Source organism: Actinomadura sp. NPDC048955 (genome assembly GCF_040649435.1).
Taxonomy (GTDB): domain Bacteria; phylum Actinomycetota; class Actinomycetes; order Streptosporangiales; family Streptosporangiaceae; genus Spirillospora; species Spirillospora luteofluorescens.
Window position 1 is genome coordinate 1 of sequence record NZ_JBEZJI010000083.1, and the last position, 18,563, is coordinate 18,563.

Sequence of the window (18,563 nt, forward strand, 5' to 3'; positions counted from 1 at the left end):
CGAGATCCGCCAGCGCCACCCCGTCTTCGGCGTCGGCTCCTACGTCGAACTGTCCGCCTCCAACCCCTCCGTCCTCGCCTTCACCCGCGAGATCACCGAGGACGAGAGCCCGTGGGACGAGATGGACACGGTCCTGTGCGTCAGCAACCTGTCGCGGTTCCCGCAGCCGGTCGAGCTGGACCTGCGGCGCTTCGAGGGCTACTCCCCCGTCGAGTGCATGGGCGGCGTGCAGTTCCCCGCCATCGGCGAACTCCCGTACCTGCTCACCTTGCCCGGGCACGGGTTCTTCTGGTTCCAGCTGGTCCCGCCTGAGGACGGCGCTCCAGGGGCGGGCGCGGACGCGGGACCGGGCACGCGCGCGGGAAGGACCGTCTGACCGTGCTTCCTCCAGAGCCGGACCTCGTCCGGGACCTCGCCGAGTGGCTGCCCCGGCAGCGGTGGTTCGGCGGCAAGGACGGCCCCATCCACGACCTCACCATCGGCACCGCCACCGAACTCCGCCCCGGCGACCCCGCCCTGCACCACCTCATCCTCGACGTCCGCCAGGACGACACCACCGACCACTACCAGCTCCTCCTCGGCGTCCGCCGCGACCTGCCGGGCCGGCTCCGGCACGTCGAGATCGGCGGGCCCTGCGGCGACCGCTCCGGCAGGGCCCGGCTGTACGACGCCGCGCACGACCCGGACCTGACCCGCGTGCTCCTGGAGGCCCTGGCGAGCGGGGCGTCCGTCGGCCCGCTGCGGTTCCACCACGCCGACGGCGCCCGCGTCCGGACGGACCTGGCGAGCCTTCCCATGACCGCCGAGCAGAGCAACACCTCGTTACTGTTCGGCGACGAGTACATCTGCAAGCTGTTCCGCCGCCTGTCCGCCGGCGTCAACCTCGACCTGGAGGTCAACCTCGCGCTGACCCGCGGCGGCTGCGCGCGCGTCCCGGCCGTCCTCGGGTGGATCGAGCTGGACCCGGGGCACGGGGCGATGGCCGGCGGGGGCGGGGAGCCGGTGACGCTCGCCCTCCTGTCGGACTACCTGCACACCGGCGTGGACGCCTGGAGCCTCGCGATAGCCAGCGTCCGCGACTGGTTCGCGCACACGTCGCCGCCCGGCGGCGACGAGTGGGCGGAGCTGGACGCGAGCGCGGCCGGCGGCGACTTCGCCGCCGAGGCCGAACGGCTCGGCGCGGCCACCGCCGAGGTGCACCGGGCGCTGGCCGACGCGTTCGGCGTGACGGTCGTCCCGGCCGCGGAGGTCCGCGCGACGGCCGCGCGGATGAACCGCGAGCTGACCGCCACCTGCCGCGCGGTGCCCGGCCTCGCGCCGCACGCGAAGGCGCTCACCGAGGCGTTCCTGGACCTGGCCGCGCGGGCCGAGCCGCTGCCCGTCCAGCGCGTGCACGGCGACTACCACCTCGGCCAGGTCCTGCGCACGGAGTCGGGGTGGTCGGTGCTGGACTTCGAGGGCGAGCCGGCGCGGACGCAGAGCGAGCGCCGGGCCCTCGCGCACCCGCTGCGCGACGTCGCCGGGATGCTCCGCTCGTTCGAGTACGCCGCGCGCTTCCTCATCACCAAGGCGGGCTCGGTGCCGAGCGAGCCGGGGCCGCGGCTGGAGACCCGGGCGCACGCCTGGGCGGCGCGCAACCGCGCCGCGTTCTGCCGCGGCTACGCGGCGGGCGGCGGACCGGATCCGGCGGCGCATTCGGTGCTCATCCGCGCCTTCGAATTCGAGAAGGCGGTCTACGAGGTGCGTTACGAGGCGCGGAACAGACCGGCCTGGCTCGCCGTTCCGCTGAAATCCCTGGCCCACTTGACCGCTTGATCAAAGACACCGAAGGCCGTGCCCAATTCCGCGCCATGATCACGTAAAATCGGCCCGCTCCGACAATTCCGTGCCGATCAACGGGTACCCGATCCCTCGGCGGGATGATGATCACCTGCCGAATACCCGAACGGAAACGGAGAGCAGAGGAATGTCCGCACGCCACTCGCAGGAGACCGCAAGCGCAAGCGGCGCGGTCGCGGGCCATGCCGGCCGCGGCCGGGCGGCCGATCGAAAACGGAGCGTGCTCCGCACGGCCGTCACGGCCACGGTGACCGGGCTCGCCCTGACGGTCCCGCTGGGTTCCACGGCCTTCGCCGCACTCAACCCGACGGTGCTGAAGAGCCTGCACCTCGACGCGGCCACCCTGGAGAAGGTCCAGGCGTACGACAGGTACCGGACGCGGGAGACCCTCCAGCGCAAGCGCGCCAAGAAGGCGCTGCGGTTCGCCCGCAAGCAGCTCGGCAAGCCGTACCGGTGGGGCGCGGACGGGCCGGGCGGCTACGACTGCTCCGGGCTCATGATGGCCGCGTGGCGCCGGGCCGGCGTCAAGATCCCCCGCGTCACCTACGCCCAGTACCGCCAGGTGGACCGGAAGGTGGGAATGGGGAGCCTCAAGCCCGGGGACCTCATCTTCTTCCACGGCCGCAGCCATGTCGGCATGTACGTGGGGCACGGCCGATTCCTGCACGCGCCCAATTCGGGAGCCAGGGTCCGCATCGACAGGTTCGGCGCGGCGCGCAAGAGACAGTTCGCGGGGGCGGTGCGGCCCGGCGCCCCCGCCTTCAGGGAGTGGTCGCCGTCCGTGCGGGAGCTCGTCGAGAAGATCGACCGGATGAGCGCGGAGAAGCGGGCCGACCAGCCCCCTGATAGCGAGCGGACCCCCCACAATCCGCCACCCAGTAGCACACATTCGAAGAAAACCGACATTCCCCCGATCACAGCCCCCGGACACATCCCGGCGAAGAAGGCCGCGCCATCCGGCGGCCATTCCGCGAAGCCGGACGATTCCGCGGCACAGGCTCCGCGAAGCGACGGACCGTCGGACGAGTCAAAGCCTGAGCCCCGGCCGAGAGCCGTGGCGCACCCGAGATCCTTCTGGAACGGCCCCAGCGTCGAGCCGTGGTCGAAGTACGTCTCTCCCTAGCCCCTTTCCGCCCTCCCCGGCGCCGCGCGCGCGGCGCGCGGCGCCGGGGGGCGCGTCACACTTGACCTGGAGGGCACTCCAGGTGCTTGGCTGGATCACCATGGAGTACACCCAGCTCGGCCGTACCGGCCTGAAGGTCAGCCGCCTGGTGCTCGGCACGATGAACTTCGGCCCGTTCACCGAGGAGCCCGACGCCCACGCGATCATGGACGCGGCGCTCGACGCGGGGATCAACTTCTTCGACACCGCGAACGCCTACGGGTGGGGCGCGAACAAGGGCCGCACCGAGGAGATCATCGGCACCTGGTTCGCCAAGGGCGGCGGGCGCCGCGAGAAGACCGTCCTCGCGACGAAGGTCTACGCGGACATGGCGGCGCCGGACGCGCCCTGGCCGAACCGGGGCGGGCTGTCCGCGCTGCACATCCGCCAGGCCGCCGAGGCGTCGCTGAGGAGGCTCGGCACCGACCACATCGACCTGTACCAGTTCCACCACATCGACCGGTCGACGCCGTGGGAGGAGATCTGGCAGGCGATCGACGTCCTCGTCCAGCAGGGCAAGGTGCTGTACGCCGGGTCGTCCAACTTCCCCGGCTGGGGCATCGCGCAGGCCAACGAGGCCGCCGCCCGCCGCGGCTCGCTCGGCCTGGTCAGCGAGCAGTGCCTGTACAACCTGGTCGAGCGGCGTGCCGAGATGGAGGTCGTCCCGGCCGCGCGGGCCTACGGGCTCGGCGTGATCCCGTGGTCGCCGCTGCACGGCGGGGTGCTCGGCGGCGTCCTGCGCAAGGAGCGCGACGGGGAGGGCTCCCGGTCCCGGTCGGGGCGCTCCGCCGAGATGCTGAACGACCCGGCCGAGCGGGCGCGCGTCCAGGCCTACGAGGACCTGTGCGGCGAGCACGGCCTGGACCCGGGCGACGTCGGCCTCGCCTGGCTGCTCACCCGCCCCGGCGTGACCGGCCCGATCGTGGGCCCGCGCGTCCGCGCGCAGCTCGACTCCGCCGTCCGCGCCGCCGAGCTGGACCTGCCGGAGGAGTTCCTCTCCGCCCTCGACGAGATCTTCCCGGGCCCGGGTCCCGTGCCGGAGGCGTTCGCCTGGTGACCCGCGCCCGCGGCCCGGGTGGCGGCAGGCGCCCGCGGCGGGCCGCGGCGGGGTAGCGTTCCCCCTGTGAACGATCACGACAGGCCGTCCCTGGCGGACATCCCCCACGACGTCCCGACGTCCGCCCGCGCCTACGGCTGGCTGCTCGGCGGCAAGGACAACTACGAGGTCGACCGGCAGTTCATCAGGGGGCAGCTCGAACACCACCCCGCCGGGCTCGACATCACCCGGCAGAACCGCCTGTTCCTGTACCGCGCCGTCCGGTACCTGGCCGCCGAGGCCGGGATCCGGCAGTTCATCGACATGGGCTGCGGCCTGCCGACCGACGCCAACGTGCACCAGGTCGCCCGCGACTTCGCGCCGGACGCGCGCGTCGTCTACGTGGACATCGACCCGATCGTCCTCGCGCACGGCAGGGCGCTGCTGGCCGGCGACTCCTCGACCACGGTCATCCAGGGCGACATGCGCGACCAGGAGGCCATCCTGGCGGACGCGGAGGTCGAGCGGCTGATCGACTTCAGCGAGCCGGTCGCGACGCTGTTCCTGTCGGTCGGCCACCACCTGCCCGACGCCGACGACCCGCGCCGCGTCCTGCACACGATCATGGACCGGGCCGCGCCGGGCAGCCACCTCACCTTCTCCCAGGTCGCCTGCGACGACCCGGTGCGCAGCGCGCAGATGAACGAGCAGGTCCGCGGGGCCGGGATCCCCTGGCAGACGCGGACGCCCGCCGAGATCGACGCGCTGCTGTCGGACTTCGACCCCGTCGAGCCGGGCCTGTGCAACCTCGTCGACTGGCGCCCGCTGGACGTGCAGCCGCCGCTCGCCCCCGTCCCGCCCGAGCTGGAGCAGTACGAGGGAGCCTCCAAGCTGGACCGCGGCATCTACGAGTACGGCGGGGTTCTCCGCAAGCGCTAGACGACCGCCTCGAAGGCCGCCGTCCCGGGACCGGGACGGCGGCCTTTCGCGTGCGGGGGTTGCCGGGACGGCAACAGGACGGGACCAAAGGGGCGAGTCATGTTAAGTTGCCACTGAAAATCGTTTTCATTTTCAGGAGCTTCCATGATGTCTGCTCAGCGCGCCCGCGTCCTCGGGGCGGGCGCCGCCCTCGCCCTCTCCGCCCTCGGGGCCTCCGCCTGCGGGTCCTCCTCGGGCGCCGGGGCCGCGGAGACGGTCCCGGTCGTGGCCTCGACCAACGTGTACGGGGACATCGCGCGGCAGATCGGCGGCGACAGGGTGAAGGTGACCTCGTTCATCAGCGACCCCGCGCAGGACCCGCACTCCTTCGAGGCGGGGACGCGCACCAGGCTCGCGCTGTCGAAGGCCGGCGTGGTCATCGAGAACGGCGGCGGCTACGACGACTTCATGGAGACGCTGCTCAGGGGCTCCGGGTCGAAGGCCCGGGTGCTCAACGCCGTCCAGATCTCCGGGAAGACCGCCCCGAAGGGCGAGGAGCTGAACGAGCACGTCTGGTATGACCTGCCCTCCGTCGCGCTGCTGGCCGACCGGATCTCGGCCGCGCTCGCCGAGGCCGCCCCCGAGGACGCCCGGACGTTCTCGTCGAACGCCGCCGCCTTCAAGGCGAGGCTGAAGGCGCTGGAGGAGAAGGTGGCGGCGGTCAGGGCCGCGCATGCGGGGGACGGCGTCGCCGTCACCGAGCCCGTCCCGGTCTACCTGCTGGAGGCGGCCGGGCTGGTCGACCGGACGCCGGAGGAGTTCGCCGAGGCGGTCGAGGAGGGGGACGACGTCCCGCCGCGGGCGCTGCGCGACACGCTGGCGCTGCTCACGGACGGGAAGGTGCGGGCGCTCGTGGCGAACGTGCAGACGAGCGGCCCGCAGACCGACAAGGTCCGGAAGGCGGCGGCCGGCGCGGGCGTCCCGGTGGTGCCGGTCACCGAGACCCTCCCGGCCGGCCGGGACTACGTCGCCTGGATGGACGGCACCATCGCCGCGCTCCAGCAGGCGCTGGCGTGATCACCCTGCGCGGCGCGACCCTGTCCTACGGCGAGCGGACCCTGTGGCGCGGGCTGGACCTCGACGTGCGGCCCGGCGAGTTCCTCGCCGTCGCCGGATCCAACGGGTCGGGGAAGACCAGCCTGCTCAGGGTGCTGCTCGGGCTCCAGCGGCTGTCGTCCGGAACCGTGGAGGTGGACGGGCGCCGCCCCCGGCGGGGCAGCGACGCCGTCGGCTACGTCTCGCAGCACCGGGCCGTCCCGCCGCACACCCCGCTGCGCGCCCGCGACCTCGTGCGGCTCGGCATCGACGGCCACCGCTGGGGCCCCGGGCGGCCGCGCCGGGACGCGCGCCGCCGGGTCGAGGCCGTCCTCGCCGACGTCGGCGCGGCCGCGTTCGCCGACGTCCCGCTCGAACTCCTGTCGGGCGGCGAACTCCAGCGCGTGCGCGTCGCGCAGGCTCTGGCGACCGGCCCGCGCGTCCTGCTGTGCGACGAGCCGCTGGCCTCCCTGGACGCCGAGCACCAGCGCGTCGTCGCCGAGCTGGTGGAGCGGCGCCGCCGCGACCACGGCACCACCGTCGTGTTCGTCACGCACGACATCGACCCGGTTTTCCCTTTCGCCGACCGGATCCTCGACATGGGCGCCGCCCTCGGCGCGCAAACTTCCCGGCAGGAGACGGCATGAGCTGGCAGGAGGCGTGGCACGAGATCTTCAACTTCCAGGACTACGGGGCGCTGCTCGCGCTGGTGCGCAACTCGCTCGTCGCGGGGGCCGTGCTCGGGCTGGTCGGAGGGCTCGCCGGGACGTTCGTCGTCATGCGCGACCTGGCGTTCGCCGTGCACGGGATCAGCGAGCTGTCCTTCGCGGGCGCGGCGGCCGCCCTGCTGGCCGGGGCGAGCGTGGCGGGCGGTTCGATCGCGGGGGCCCTGGCGGCCGCCGGGCTGATCGGGGTCCTCGGCGCGAAGGCGCGCGACCGCGGGTCGGCCATCGGCGTCCTGATGCCGTTCGGGCTCGGGCTCGGCGTGCTGTTCCTGTCGCTCTACCAGGGGCGGTCGGCCAACAAGTTCGGGATCCTCACCGGGCAGATCGTCGCGATCGACACGCCGCGGCTGTCGTGGCTGCTCGCCACGTCGGCGGTGGTGCTGGCCTGCCTCGCGGTCATGTGGCGCCCGCTGGCGTTCGCGAGCCTGGACCCGGACGTGGCGGCGGCGCGGGGCGTGCCGGTGCGGGCGCTGTCCCCGGCCTTCATGCTCGTGCTCGGCCTGGCGGTGGCCGTGTCCGTGCAGGTCGTGGGCGCGCTGCTGGTGCTCGCGCTGATCTGCACGCCCGCCGCGGCGGCGGTGCGGGTCACCGCGTCGCCGGTGCTGGCGCCGCTGCTGAGCGCGGCGCTCGCGACGGCGTCGGTGCTGGGCGGGATCCTGCTGTCGATCGGGTCCAGCATCCCGATCAGCCCGTACGTCACCACGATCTCGTTCCTGCTGTACGGGGTGTGCCGCGCGGCGGGCGCCGTCCGGGCCCGGCGGGGGTGGACGGCGCCGCGGGGCGCGCGTCCCGGCACCGTCCCTACATGATCTTTTGGCGCCCGCCCGGGATTGCGCCCCGGGCGGGCGCCGCACCGCGCACCTCGTTCCCGACATGTCGGATCCCAGATCACCAGGTCGTTGCGATTCGCTTACTCCGGCGTGGGCATCGCCGCAGGCCGCACGGGAATCGAATCATCTGGACTCTTGCGGCGAACGGGGCGATTGGGAGGGCGCGATGTGGGACTTCGCGGGCCGGGACACCGCTATCGACCTGGGCAGCGCGACCGTGCGGATGCATGTGAAGGGCCGCGGCGTCGTCTGCCGAGAACCCTCGCTGCTCGCGCGCTCCCGCGAGACCGGACGCATCCTCGCCCTCGGCGTCCCCGCGCGGGAGATGGCCGGGCGCAACCCCGACGTCACCCTCGTGCGGCCCATCCGCGAAGGCGCGCCGACCGAGACCGACGAGGCCGAGTACCTGATGCGGCACCTCGTGCGCCGCCACCACCGGCGCCACTACACCGCGCGCCCGCGCCTGGTCGTCACGGTCCCTAGCGGGCTGACCTCCGTCCACTACCGGGCGCTGCAGTTCTCCGCCTACCAGGCGGGCGCACGGCGCCTCACGCTCGTGCCGACGCCGATCGCCGCCGCCATCGGGATGGGCATGACCTCCTGCGGGCGGCCCGACATCACGGTGATCGCCGACATCGGCGCGGACGTCACCGACGTCGGCGTCATCGCGTTCGGCGGCCTGGTCACCTCGCACACCGCGCATGTCGGCGGGTCGGCGCTGGACCGCGCCATCGCCGCGCTCGTCCGGCAGGAGCACGGCCTCGCGCTGTCGCTGGCGGGGGCGGAGGCGGCCAAACTGGAGGTCGGCGCGGTGCCGCCGCTCGGCCGCCGCCCCGTGCGGCAGACCGTCGTGCACGGGCGCGACATCGCGACGGGCATGCCGCGCGGCGTCGTCCTCACCACCGCGGACGTCGCCCGCGCGATCTCCGGCCCGGTGGCGCGGATCGTGGACGCGATCGGCGCCGGCCTCGCCGGCTGCTCGCCCGAGATCTCCGGCGACCTGCTCGGCGTCGGCATCACGCTCACCGGCGGCTGCGCCCGGCTGCCCGGGCTGGAGCGGCTGATCCAGGACCGGACGGGGCTCGGCGCGCGGGTCGGGGACGACACCGGCGACGCGGCCGTGCTCGGCGCCGGGGAGGTGCTGCGGTCCGCCGGGTCGCGGGAGCCGTCCGCCCGCGAGACCTCACCGCGCCCGCACGTGCTGACGAGCCTGGTGGACTACTGACCGGGGCCCGCCGCCGGCGGCGGTTACACTCCCGATGGCATGAGCGACGCACCCGAACGCGAGGGACCGGGCAGCCCGCGGCTGGAGGAGGTCTCCGACGGGATCTTCGCCTATCTCCAGCCCGACGGCACCTGGTGGATCAACAACACCGGCTTCCTCACGGGCGCGCGGGGGGTGACGAGCGTCGACTCCTGCTCGACCGAGCGCCGCACCCGCGCGTACCTGGAGTCGATCCGCTCGGTCACGGACCGTCCCGTCCGGACGCTGGTCAACACCCACCACCACGGCGACCACACCTTCGGCAACTACCTGTTCTCGGGCGCGACCGTCGTCGGCCACGAGGCCACGCGGGAGGGCGCGCTCAGCTGGGGCATGCCGTTCGACGAGCCGTTCTGGACGAAGGTCGACTGGGGCGGCGTCGAGATCGAGCCGCCGTTCCTCACCTTCACCGACGGCGTGACCCTGTGGGTGGACGACCTGCGCTGCGAGGTCCGGCACGTCGGGACGCCCGCGCACACCACCAACGACTCCATCGTGTGGATCCCCGAGCGGCGGGTGCTGTTCTGCGGCGACCTGCTGTTCAACGGCGGCACCCCGTTCCTGATGCAGGGGTCGGTCGCGGGCGCGGTCCGGGTCCTGGAGGAGGTCGTCGCGCCGCTGGGCGCGGAGACGATCGTCCCCGGGCACGGTCCCGTCGCCGGTCCCGAGCTCATCGACCGGGTGCTCGGCTACGCGCGCTTCGTCCAGGCGACCGCCGCCGAGGCCAGGGCGGCCGGGCTGGCGCCGCTGGAGGCCGCCCGCGAGGCCGATCTCGGCCCGTACGCGGAGCTGACCGACCCCGAGCGCCTCGTGGGCAACCTGTACCGCGCCTACGCCGAACTGGACGGGCAGCCTCCCGGCGCGCCGATCGACCTGGTCTCGGCCCTGACCGACATGGTCGCCTTCAACGGGGGCCGCCCGCTCACCTGCCGCGCTTAGCGGCGCGTCAGCGCAGTTCGGCCGCGGTGACCAGGCGGATGTGGGCGGCGGCCCAAGCGCGGGTCATCTCCTGCGGGTCGTCGGCCGCGAGCGCGGCGGCGAGGGCCGCGAGCGTCTCCGCGGACGTGCGGAGACCGGCACGCCGCAGCGTCGCGGCCGCGCGGGCGAGGCGGTCCCGCGTCCCGGACGGCAGGCGCAGCAGGCCGCGGTGGGCGGCCTCGGCGCAGGCGGCGAGCGCCTCGTCCAGGGCCCGCGCCAGCGGATCGGGCGGGGCGGGGGGCGGGGCCCCGAGGGCGGCGGTGCCCTCGCCGGGGGCCAGGTCGGGGACGACCGGGCCGTCGGCCGTCAGCACGGCGAACGGGTCGATGACCAGCCCCCCGCGGTCCTTGCGGACGGCGCCGGAGACGAACCGGGGCCCCGCCGCGAGCGCCCCGGCCAGGACGTCCAGCGCGGCGGGGCTGTGCGGGCTGTAGTCGGCGGAGACGACGGCGGGGGTGCCCGCCGCGTCGGCGACCACGGCCTCCAGCCGCTGCGCCCCGGGGTGGTAGCCGATGTCGCGGACCTCGGCGATCTCGACGACCCGGACCAGCTCCGCCTCCACGCGGGGCCGCACGAGGCGGGGCGGCAGCGCGTCCAGGGCCCGCCCCTCGGCGGCCAGGTCGCGCACGAGCAGCGCCGCGGGCAGGCTCTCCCAGGTGTCGCCGAGCGGGGTGACCGTCGTCTTGGCGATCCGCCCGGCGGTGACCCGGACGACCCGCCCGGCGCTGCGCGAGGCGCTCTCCGACACGACGTTCGCGGCGGCGAGGGACCGCAGCGGCGACCCGAGCACGCGGCGCCCGGCGAGGTCGGCGCCGGTGAGCCGGTCACCGTCCGGGACGTCCCAGCGCCGTTTCAGCACCAGGACGATGCCGGTCCCGGTGTGGGCGAGGAAGACGTCGGCGGTGCGGGCCGCGGGCGTGCCCGCGACGCGGCAGCCGAGGGCGGCGAGGCGGACGCGGCGCAGCGGCGTGTCCGCGGACTCCTGCGTGCCGAGCACCTGGGAGCGGGCGGCGCCGCCGCGCGCGGCGCGGCGGCGGGCGTGGAGCTCGGCGAGCAGCTCCGCGACGCGCGCCGGGTCGTGGTCGGCGCGGCGGTCGTGGTGGGCGGCCAGCTGCTCGGCCAGGTCGCCGAGCGCGGCGGCGGGCCAGTGCAGGCCGGCCGCCCCGAGCTCGGCGGCGGCGCGGCCCAGCGCGGTCGCGAGGACGGGCCCGGCGTGCGCCGCGCCTTCCAGGAGGACCTGGTCGGCGAGGTCGAGCGCGGCGTCCAGGCCGTCCCCGCCGGTCCCCGGGGAGCCGGCGCCCTCCGGGCCGCCGACCTCCAGCCGGATCTCCTCGCCCGCCAGGCCGCGCTCGTCGGCGGCGCGGAAGGCCCAGACGGCGAGCACGGTGACCTCGCCGCGCACCGCCGCGACCGCGTCGGTGTGGACGTAGCCGAGCTCCCCCGGTACCAGGAACCGGACCGTGCAGGTCTGCAGCTCGACCTGCGCCACCGGGTCCTGCGCGGTGGGGCGGCGGATCTTCGCCGGGTACCCGGCGCGCAGGGCGCGGCGCGCGGCGGTGAGGGCCCGCCGCCCGAGGACGCGGGCCAGCGCGTCGTCGTCGAAGGCTCCCGGCGACCAGCCGGGCGCCGGCTCGGGCGCCGCGGGTTCCTCCGGCTCCGCGGCGGTCCGCTGGTAGGCAAGGACGAGGCAGATCCGGTGGCGGCACGTGCCGGTCGCCGCGCAGGAGCAGCGCGCGGCCTCCAGCCCCGCCCCGGCGGGCAGGGACGCGGTGGTGCCGTCGGGGAAGGCGCCGTCGACCCCGCCGTCCGGGGAGACGGTGATCTCCGGACCGTTGCCGGCGTCCAGGTCCTTGGCGGCGCGCTTGACCAGGCCGCGGTTGGCGAGGGCGGCGAGCGCGTCCGGGGTCAGCGCGAGCAGGTCGGCGCGGGTCACCGGCCGATCCTTTCCGCGACGAACGCGGCGAGCTGCCCCGGCGTCATCGCGCCGACGTGGGCGCCCTCGTCGGCGAGGCGCTGCGCCGTCCTGCGGTCGTAGGAGGGGTTCGCCTCCTCGTCCAGCGCCGCCAGCCCGAGCACCTGCGTGCCCTGCTGGACGAGCCGCCGCACCTCCTCGACCAGCCGGTACTCGTTGCCTCCCTCGTAGAAGTCGGTGATGACCGCGACGATCGACCGGCGCGGGTTCTCGACCAGGCCGGCGCCGTAGGCCACGGCGCGGCCGATGTCGGTGCCGCCGCCGAGCTGCACCTTCATCAGCAGCTCGGCGGGGTCGGTCACGTCGGAGGTCAGGTCGACGACGGAGGTGTCGAACGCGACGAGGTGCGTCTTGAGGCCGGGCAGCCCCCACAGGCAGGCGGCGGTGACGGCCGCGTGCACGACGGACCCGAGCATGGAGCCGGACTGGTCGACGAGCAGGATCATCTGCCACTGCTCGACGTGCCGCCTCGTCCGGGACACGAACCGCGGGTTCTCGATGTAGAGGCGGCGCTCGTCAGGCCGGTAGTGGGCGAGGTTGGCGCGGACGGTGCCGTGGAAGTCGAAGTTGCGGGAGTTCTTCACCCGGCTCGGCCGCCGCGAGCGGGTGCCGTGGAACGCCTGCCGGACCTCGGTCGCCAGCCGCTCCATCAGCTGCCGCACGACGGTCTCCACGATCCTGCGAGCCAGCGCGAGGACCTCGGGGTTCATCAGGTGCTTGGTCCGCAGCACGGCGCGCAGCAGCGCCTCGTCCGGGTCGATGCGCTCCAGCACGGCCGGGTCGGTGACGATCTCGTGGATCTCGTACCGCTCGACGGCGTCGCGTTCGAGCCGCTCGATCGTCTCCTTGGGGAAGAGCCGGTGCACGGCGTCGAGCCAGTCGACGGTGGTGAGCTGGGACGGCCCGATCCCGCCGGTGCGGTCCTCGGACCGGACGGGCTCGCCGTCGCCGCCCCCGCCGTCACCGCGCCGCACGCCGCGCCTGGCGAGGTCGGGGTCGCGGCCGTACAGCCAGCCGAGGGCCGCGTCCCGTTCGGCGCCCTCGCCGCTCAGCGCGCCCGTGCACGACTCGGCGGGCGAGCCGAGGACGAGCCGCCATCGTTCCAGGTCGGGCGGGATCACGAGGCCTCCTCGCTGGGCTGTGCGGTGGGCGGGTCATGCTCGTCGGCCGCGAGGCCCGCCGCCGCGAGGGCCCTGTCCACGCGGGCGTCGAGCGCGAGGGCCTCGGCGGTGAGCATCGGCGCCTCCGGCGCGCGCAGCAGCGTGCGGGCGGAGCCGCGCAGGTTCCGGCGGTCCAGCAGCCCCTGGGCGATGGTCGCGCGCTCGCGGGGCGGGAAGAACTCGAACGCCTGCCGCAGCGCGGGCAGCGCGATGAGGAAGTCGTCCTCGTCCAGCCCGGCGACCAGCTCGTCCAGCACGCCGAGCAGGGCGGTGCCCGAGTCGAGCACCTCCTGCCTGGCCAGCGCGAACAGTCCGGCGAGCCAGTCGCCGAACGTCGCCGGGGCGGCGGCGCCGCGCAGCGCCCGGGCGGCGTCGGAGGCGTCGCCGAGGGCGCGGGCGAGCCCGAACGCGGCGCCGCGCAGGTCGGGCGGGGCGCCGGATCCGGCGGCGACGCGGCGGGCGACGCCGAGCGCCGCGGCCCGGTCGAGGCGCAGCTTGCCGGAGGCGTGCAGCAGCGCGTCGCGGACGGCGGCGAGCGCGCGGAGCCGGCGCAGGTCGGCGGGCGCGGGCCCGCCGCGCACGCCCTCGGCCAGCCACAGGATCCGGTCGGCGCACTCCTCGATGACCGTCCCGAACAGCGGGCTGCCGGCCGTGCCGAGGACGCGGTCGTGCCGCCACAGCCCGAGGACGGACTCCAGCGCGGCGCCGAGCGCGGCGATGTCGGAGGCGCCCGCGACCCCGGCGGAGATCGACTCGGCGATCCGGCCGGACTGGTCCGCGCATCCGCACAGCGCCGCGTCGAACAGCACGACGGCGAGGCGCTCCATGTCGGCGCCCGCGGCGTTCATCCGCTCGTCCAGGGCGGCCGACGCGGCGTCGGCCAGCGTCGGCCCGTAGGCGCCCGCCTCGATGAGCGCGGCGTGCAGGCGCCCGTCGCGGTCGGACGCGTCGACGGTCCAGCGCTCCTCCAGCACCGGGTCGGCGCCCGTGGCGGGGCCCGAGTCGCGGTGCGCGAACGGGATCCGCAGGACGCGCAGCCGGTGCAGGGCCCGGCTGCGCTCCAGCCCGCGCGGGGTCGCCAGCTTCAGCGCGACCGGGCCGTCGCGGTCGAGCCCGAGCCGCGCCAGCTCGGCCGTCACATGGCCGACGAGCGGCGGGGCGGGCGTGCCGGCGTGCAGGCGCCCGGTCCGGTCGCCGCTCAGCGCGTCGACCATCTCGGCGACGGCCGGATGCGCCCCCGGCGCGAGCGCGCCGCGGGAGGTCCACGGGAGCCGCTGGTCGAGGTCGTCGTTCACCAGCGCGGCCACCAGGCCGTCGAGCAGGTCGGTGCGGGCCGGCGCGGGGTGGCCGCGCAGGCGGGTGAGGCCGCCGGTGAGGGTGCGGGCGGCGATCAGGTCGGCGGTCGACACGACCTGCCCGCGCTCGCGCAGCCGGGCCACGACCGTCTCCACCAGCGCCCCGGCGGCCGCGTCGGGGCCGTCCTCCCAGAGCCGCTGGTAGTACTCGGGCGACGGCATGCCCGACTGGTAGCCGGTGAACGCGTCGAGGCGCCGGAACGAGTACGGGACGAGGAAGCTGCCGCCGATGGCGTCGCCGGGCGGCTGGGGCACGCTCGGCCACGCCGTGCCGCCGGACGCGGCGAGCGCTTCGAGCGCCGGCTTGTGGAAGCCGCCGGTCACCACGACGACGGGGCGGTCTCCGGCGTCGGCCTCGGCCGCCCGCACCCATTCCGCCATGTAGGCCTCGCGGGCGGTGTCGTCCTCCCCGGCCTCCGCCTCGCCCCGCAGGAGCCCGAAGTACGCGTCGAGCCGCTCCCCCGCCCCCTCGGCGTCGATCTCGAACAGGTGGTCCCAGAGGATGTCGGTGTTGTCGACGGCGAACTCCCGGCACAGCCGTGCGGTCACCTCGGCGTAGCGGCGCTCGGCGTCGGCGTAGCGGTTGCTGCGGCCGGCGAACGCCGGGTGCCACGCGGGCAGGTCGATGAACCGCAGCTCCGCCCCGGCGGCGCGGCCCTCGTTCAGCGCGACCCATTCCGGGGAGTAGGCGCAGAACGGCGACCAGGACGCGTGCACACGCTCGTCGTCCCGGTAGTAGCTGTAGACGGCGACGGGCGGCGCGTGGCCGAGGAGCAGCTCGCCGATCCGGTCCCCGAAGTCGGCGGGCCCCTCCACCAGCACGTACGCGGGGCGCAGCCGCCGGATCGTCTCCCGGACGAGCCGGGCGCAGGCGGGGCTGTGGTGCCGGACGCCGACGAACGTGACGGCCATCAGCCGGGCAGCAGGTGCCGGGCGGCGTGCAGCGCCTTCCACTGCTCCCCGTCGCGGCGGGCCGCCTGCTGCTCCAGGTAGCGGCGCAGCCGGGCCAGGTCCTCGGGGTTGTCCTTGGCGGCGGTGCCGGCGAGGCACTCGACGATGTCGGCGGCCCCGCCCTCCTCGCCGCGCAGGAACCAGCCGCGCACGCCGACCTGGTGGGCGACCGACACCGCCTCGGCGGTGCTCATCACCGCCGAGAGCCGGTCCATCGACCGGCCCTCCTCGGTGGTGGCGTCACGCAGCTCCCGGAAGACCGTGACGAGCACCTCCAGGACGTCGCGGCGAGGCGCGACCTGCACGCCGCTGTGCTCCAGCAGCCTCCCCGCCTCCTGCTCGACCAGGTCGAGCTCGGTCGCGAAGTCCGCGATCGGGAAGACGGTCTCGAAGTTGAACCGCCGCTTGAGCGCGGCGCTCATCTCGTTGACGCCGCGGTCGCGGGTGTTGGCGGTCGCGATGATGTTGAACCCGTCGCGGGCGAACACCATCGCGTCCGCGCTCTGCCCCCCGTGGGAGGCCGCCCCGCCGCCGGCGGCCGCGCGGGACAGCTCGGGGATCGCCAGGACGCGGTCGGACAGCGGCGACAGCAGCGAGTCCTGCACCTCCAGCGGGCAGCGGGTGATCTCCTCGAACCGGACGACCCTCCCCTCGGCCATCCCGGTGAGCAGCGGCGCCGGGACGAGGGAGCGCGTGGACGGCCCCTCCGACACCAGCAGCGCGTAGTTCCACGAGTACTTGATCTGGTCCTCGGTGGTGGCCGCGCCGCCCTGGATCGTCAGCGTGGAGGTGCCGCTGACCGCGGCCGCGATCAGCTCCGACAGCAGCGACTTCGCCGTCCCGGGCTCGCCGACGAGCATCAGCCCCCGGCTGGTGGCGAGGGTGACCAGGGCCCGGTCGATGAGGGCGGTGTCGCCGACGAACTTGCGGCGGACGCCGAGCGCCTCGTCCCCGACGATGAACCGCCGCGCGGCCGTCAGGCCGAGCGCCCAGCCGGGCGGCCTCGGCCCGGTGTCGCTCTCGCGGAGCCTGTCCAGCTCGTCGGCGAACCGCACCTCCGCCGGCGGTCGCTGATACTCCGCCGTCCCCGCGTCCACGTCCTCGGACCCCTCCGAGGGATGATCTTTCATGCCCCCCAACGCTAGGGGACCCATCGGACACTCCGCCCAGAGATCCCCATCTTCCCCACCGGCCCGGAGGACGTCGATCAGGCGGTCGCCGCCGGGCTGGACGCCGTCCGGATCGACCTCGGCGAGCCCGCGACGCTTCCGCCGGCGCTGCGCGACGTCGACGCGGTGTTCCTGGTCGGCGCGATGGGCCCCGGCCAGACCCGGCACGAACTCAACCTCATCGAGGCGGCGACCGCCGCCGGCGTGTCCCGGGTCGTCAAACTGTCGGTCTGGAGGGCCGACGAGGAACTGACGCCCATCGCCCGGGCCGCCGCCCACGTGCTCACCACCGACGGTCACGACGGCCGCGTCCACGCCCTCACGGGCCCGAGGCGCTGACCTATGGCGCGGCCGCCGAGGTGCTCTCCCGCGTCCTGGACAGGCCGGTCCGCTTCGTCGAACTGCCGGACGCCGACGCCCGCGCGGCCATGCTGGAACGCGGCCTGCCCGCGTACCACGCCGACGCCCTGATCGAGGTGAGCCGCGCGTACCGGGACGGCGGCGCCGGCACCGTCACCACGACGGTCCGCGACCTCACCGGCCGCGAGCCGGCGACCTTCGAGCAGTTCGTCCGCGACCACCGCTCCGCCTTCGTCTGAACGGCCGCCGGGCGGGCACTTATTTGACCTCAAGGTCAAATACTCGCTACGGTGACGGCGTGGGAAGACCGAAGGGCTTCGAACCGGACGTGGTCGTCGCGCAGGCGATGGAGACGTTCTGGACCAAGGGCTACGCCGACACCTCCCCCGCCGACCTCGCCGAGGCGACCGGGGTGGCCAAGGGCAGCCTGTACCACTCCTTCGGCTCCAAGCGCGGGCTGTTCGCCAGGGCGCTGGACCTCTACAGCCGGACCGGCGCGGAGCTGACCGAGGAGTTCCTCGCGCGGCCGGGCACCGCCAAGGAGCGCTTCCGCGCGTACTTCGCGCTGCTCGTGGACATGGACCTGGACGGTCCGGTCCGCCGCGGCTGCCTGGCCCAGAACACCGTCGGCGAGCTCGGCGGGCGTGACGAGGAGGCCACCCGCGCGGTGCACCGGATGGAGGAGCGCATGATCGAGCTGTTCGCCGCCCGCATCGAGCAGGGGCAGCGGGACGGCGACGTCGACCGGGACATGGACGCCAGAGCGCAGGCACTCCTCCTCCAGACCACCCTCGCCGGGCTGCGGGTCATGGCGAAGACGTTCGACCGGCCGGCCCTATACCGGATCATCGACACCGCCCTGGCGGCCTTCTAGGCGCGGGAACTCGGGCGACGGCCCCTTTTCGCGCCCTCATTTTTGACCTCTAGTTCAAGAATTTGTCGGTTCACGAAAGGCAGATCATGGATCTCGGCATCAGCGGCAGGACCGCTCTGGTCACCGGCGCGAGTCGCGGCATCGGCCTCGCGATCGCCCGGACCCTGGCCGCGGAGGGCGTCCGGGTGGTGGGCGCCGCCCGCACCGTCACCCCCGAGCTGGAGAAGGCCGCCGCCGCGGCCGTGTCCGTCGACCTGAGCACCCGCGACGGGGCGACGTCGATCGTCGATGAGGCGCTCGCCGCGGTCGGCGGGATCGACTTCCTCGTCAACAACGTCGGCGCGGGCGACCCGGACGGGCTGACCCTCGGCGGGTTCCTCGACGTCGGCGACGAGCAGTGGCGGAGGATGTTCGACCTCAACCTGTTCAGCGCGGTGTGGACCACCAGGGCGGCGTTGCCGAGCATCCTGGAGCGCAGGGGCGCGATCGTGAACATCTCCTCGATCAACGCCCGCATGCCCGGCGGCTCGCCGGTCGGCTACGCGGAGGCCAAGGCGGCGCTGGTCCAGTTCGGGAAGCGGCTCAGCGAGGAGATGGCGCCGCGCGGCGTCCGCGTGAACACCGTCTCCCCGGGCGTCGTCGCCAGCCCGCTCTGGACCGATCCGGACGGTTTCGGCGGCAGGGTGGCCGCCGCGTCCGGGATCGGCCACGACGACCTGCTCGCGGCCCTGCCCGGTCAGTTCCGCATCGCCTCGGGGCGCCTCACCGAACCCGAGGAGGTCGCGGACCTGGTCGCCTTCCTGCTGTCCGGCCGCGCCACCAGCATCCACGGCGCCGACCACGTCATCGACGGCGGCACCCTCAAGACCACCTGA

Annotated in this window: 18 protein-coding genes; 14 read left to right on the top strand and 4 right to left on the bottom strand. The window is 74.7% G+C overall.

Going from position 1 to position 18,563, the window contains the following annotated elements:
- The 10 genes from AB0C84_RS41675 to AB0C84_RS41720 all read left to right on the top strand — a co-directional run.
- Positions 1-376: alpha-glucosidase C-terminal domain-containing protein (locus AB0C84_RS41675; RefSeq protein ID WP_361077258.1), on the top strand; the 376-nt coding region annotated here is incomplete at its 5' end.
- 2 nt (positions 377-378) lie between these two features.
- Positions 379-1,815: a phosphotransferase gene (locus AB0C84_RS41680; protein WP_361077261.1), complete on the top strand. Its 1,437-nt coding sequence runs from the start codon at positions 379-381 to the stop codon at positions 1,813-1,815.
- A 244-nt stretch (positions 1,816-2,059) separates the two neighbouring features.
- Positions 2,060-2,962: an NlpC/P60 family protein gene (locus tag AB0C84_RS41685; RefSeq protein ID WP_361077264.1), complete on the top strand. Its 903-nt coding sequence runs from the start codon at positions 2,060-2,062 to the stop codon at positions 2,960-2,962.
- 82 nt (positions 2,963-3,044) lie between these two features.
- Positions 3,045-4,058, top strand: coding sequence for an aldo/keto reductase (locus AB0C84_RS41690; RefSeq protein ID WP_308206533.1), 1,014 nt, complete (start codon positions 3,045-3,047; stop codon positions 4,056-4,058).
- A gap of 66 nt (positions 4,059-4,124) precedes the next feature.
- Complete coding sequence (locus tag AB0C84_RS41695) at positions 4,125-4,976, top strand: SAM-dependent methyltransferase (RefSeq protein WP_179847841.1); 852 nt, start codon at positions 4,125-4,127, stop codon at positions 4,974-4,976.
- 144 nt (positions 4,977-5,120) lie between these two features.
- Positions 5,121-6,032: a zinc ABC transporter substrate-binding protein gene (locus AB0C84_RS41700; protein ID WP_361077268.1), complete on the top strand. Its 912-nt coding sequence runs from the start codon at positions 5,121-5,123 to the stop codon at positions 6,030-6,032.
- Positions 6,029-6,697 (top strand): ATP-binding cassette domain-containing protein, encoded by a 669-nt coding sequence (locus AB0C84_RS41705; protein ID WP_361077271.1) that lies wholly within the window; start codon positions 6,029-6,031, stop codon positions 6,695-6,697. Before AB0C84_RS41700 ends, AB0C84_RS41705 begins: the two co-directional genes overlap by 4 nt.
- Positions 6,694-7,584: a metal ABC transporter permease gene (locus AB0C84_RS41710; RefSeq protein ID WP_361077274.1), complete on the top strand. Its 891-nt coding sequence runs from the start codon at positions 6,694-6,696 to the stop codon at positions 7,582-7,584. Before AB0C84_RS41705 ends, AB0C84_RS41710 begins: the two co-directional genes overlap by 4 nt.
- Positions 7,585-7,771: 187 nt before the next feature.
- Positions 7,772-8,830, top strand: a complete 1,059-nt coding sequence (locus tag AB0C84_RS41715) for a rod shape-determining protein (RefSeq protein WP_361077277.1) — start codon at positions 7,772-7,774, stop codon at positions 8,828-8,830.
- Between the two features lie 39 nt (positions 8,831-8,869).
- On the top strand, positions 8,870-9,808 hold the full coding sequence (locus AB0C84_RS41720) for an MBL fold metallo-hydrolase (protein ID WP_179847837.1): 939 nt from the start codon (positions 8,870-8,872) through the stop codon (positions 9,806-9,808).
- Between the two features lie 7 nt (positions 9,809-9,815).
- Here AB0C84_RS41720 and AB0C84_RS41725 read toward each other — a convergent pair whose 3' ends face one another.
- Genes AB0C84_RS41725 through AB0C84_RS41740 form a run of 4 tightly spaced genes read right to left on the bottom strand, consistent with a single transcriptional unit; the run spans position 9,816 to position 16,415 of the window.
- Positions 9,816-11,780: a hypothetical protein gene (locus AB0C84_RS41725; protein ID WP_361077281.1), complete on the bottom strand. Its 1,965-nt coding sequence runs from the start codon at positions 11,778-11,780 to the stop codon at positions 9,816-9,818.
- The gene (locus tag AB0C84_RS41730) at positions 11,777-12,940 is read right to left on the bottom strand and encodes a VWA domain-containing protein (RefSeq protein ID WP_361077284.1); all 1,164 of its coding nucleotides are present in this window, start codon (positions 12,938-12,940) and stop codon (positions 11,777-11,779) included. The genes AB0C84_RS41725 and AB0C84_RS41730 overlap by 4 nt, the downstream gene beginning before the upstream one ends.
- Positions 12,937-15,288, bottom strand: a complete 2,352-nt coding sequence (locus AB0C84_RS41735) for a DUF5682 family protein (RefSeq protein ID WP_361077287.1) — start codon at positions 15,286-15,288, stop codon at positions 12,937-12,939. The genes AB0C84_RS41730 and AB0C84_RS41735 overlap by 4 nt, the downstream gene beginning before the upstream one ends.
- Positions 15,246-16,415, bottom strand: coding sequence for an AAA family ATPase (locus AB0C84_RS41740; protein ID WP_179847833.1), 1,170 nt, complete (start codon positions 16,413-16,415; stop codon positions 15,246-15,248). The genes AB0C84_RS41735 and AB0C84_RS41740 overlap by 43 nt, the downstream gene beginning before the upstream one ends.
- 48 nt (positions 16,416-16,463) lie before the next feature.
- Here AB0C84_RS41740 and AB0C84_RS41745 point away from each other — a divergent pair, with 48 nt between their 5' ends.
- From AB0C84_RS41745 to AB0C84_RS41760, 4 genes are all read left to right on the top strand, one after another.
- Complete coding sequence (locus AB0C84_RS41745; protein WP_361077319.1) at positions 16,464-16,793, top strand: NAD(P)H-binding protein; 330 nt, start codon at positions 16,464-16,466, stop codon at positions 16,791-16,793.
- 20 nt (positions 16,794-16,813) lie between these two features.
- Positions 16,814-17,053: a hypothetical protein gene (locus AB0C84_RS41750; RefSeq protein ID WP_361077291.1), complete on the top strand. Its 240-nt coding sequence runs from the start codon at positions 16,814-16,816 to the stop codon at positions 17,051-17,053.
- Positions 17,054-17,112: 59 nt separating this feature from the next.
- Positions 17,113-17,688, top strand: coding sequence for a TetR/AcrR family transcriptional regulator (locus AB0C84_RS41755; protein WP_361077294.1), 576 nt, complete (start codon positions 17,113-17,115; stop codon positions 17,686-17,688).
- 86 nt (positions 17,689-17,774) lie between these two features.
- Positions 17,775-18,563 carry an SDR family oxidoreductase gene (locus AB0C84_RS41760; protein WP_361077297.1) on the top strand — a complete coding sequence of 263 codons (789 nt, stop codon included), beginning with the start codon at positions 17,775-17,777 and terminating at the stop codon, positions 18,561-18,563.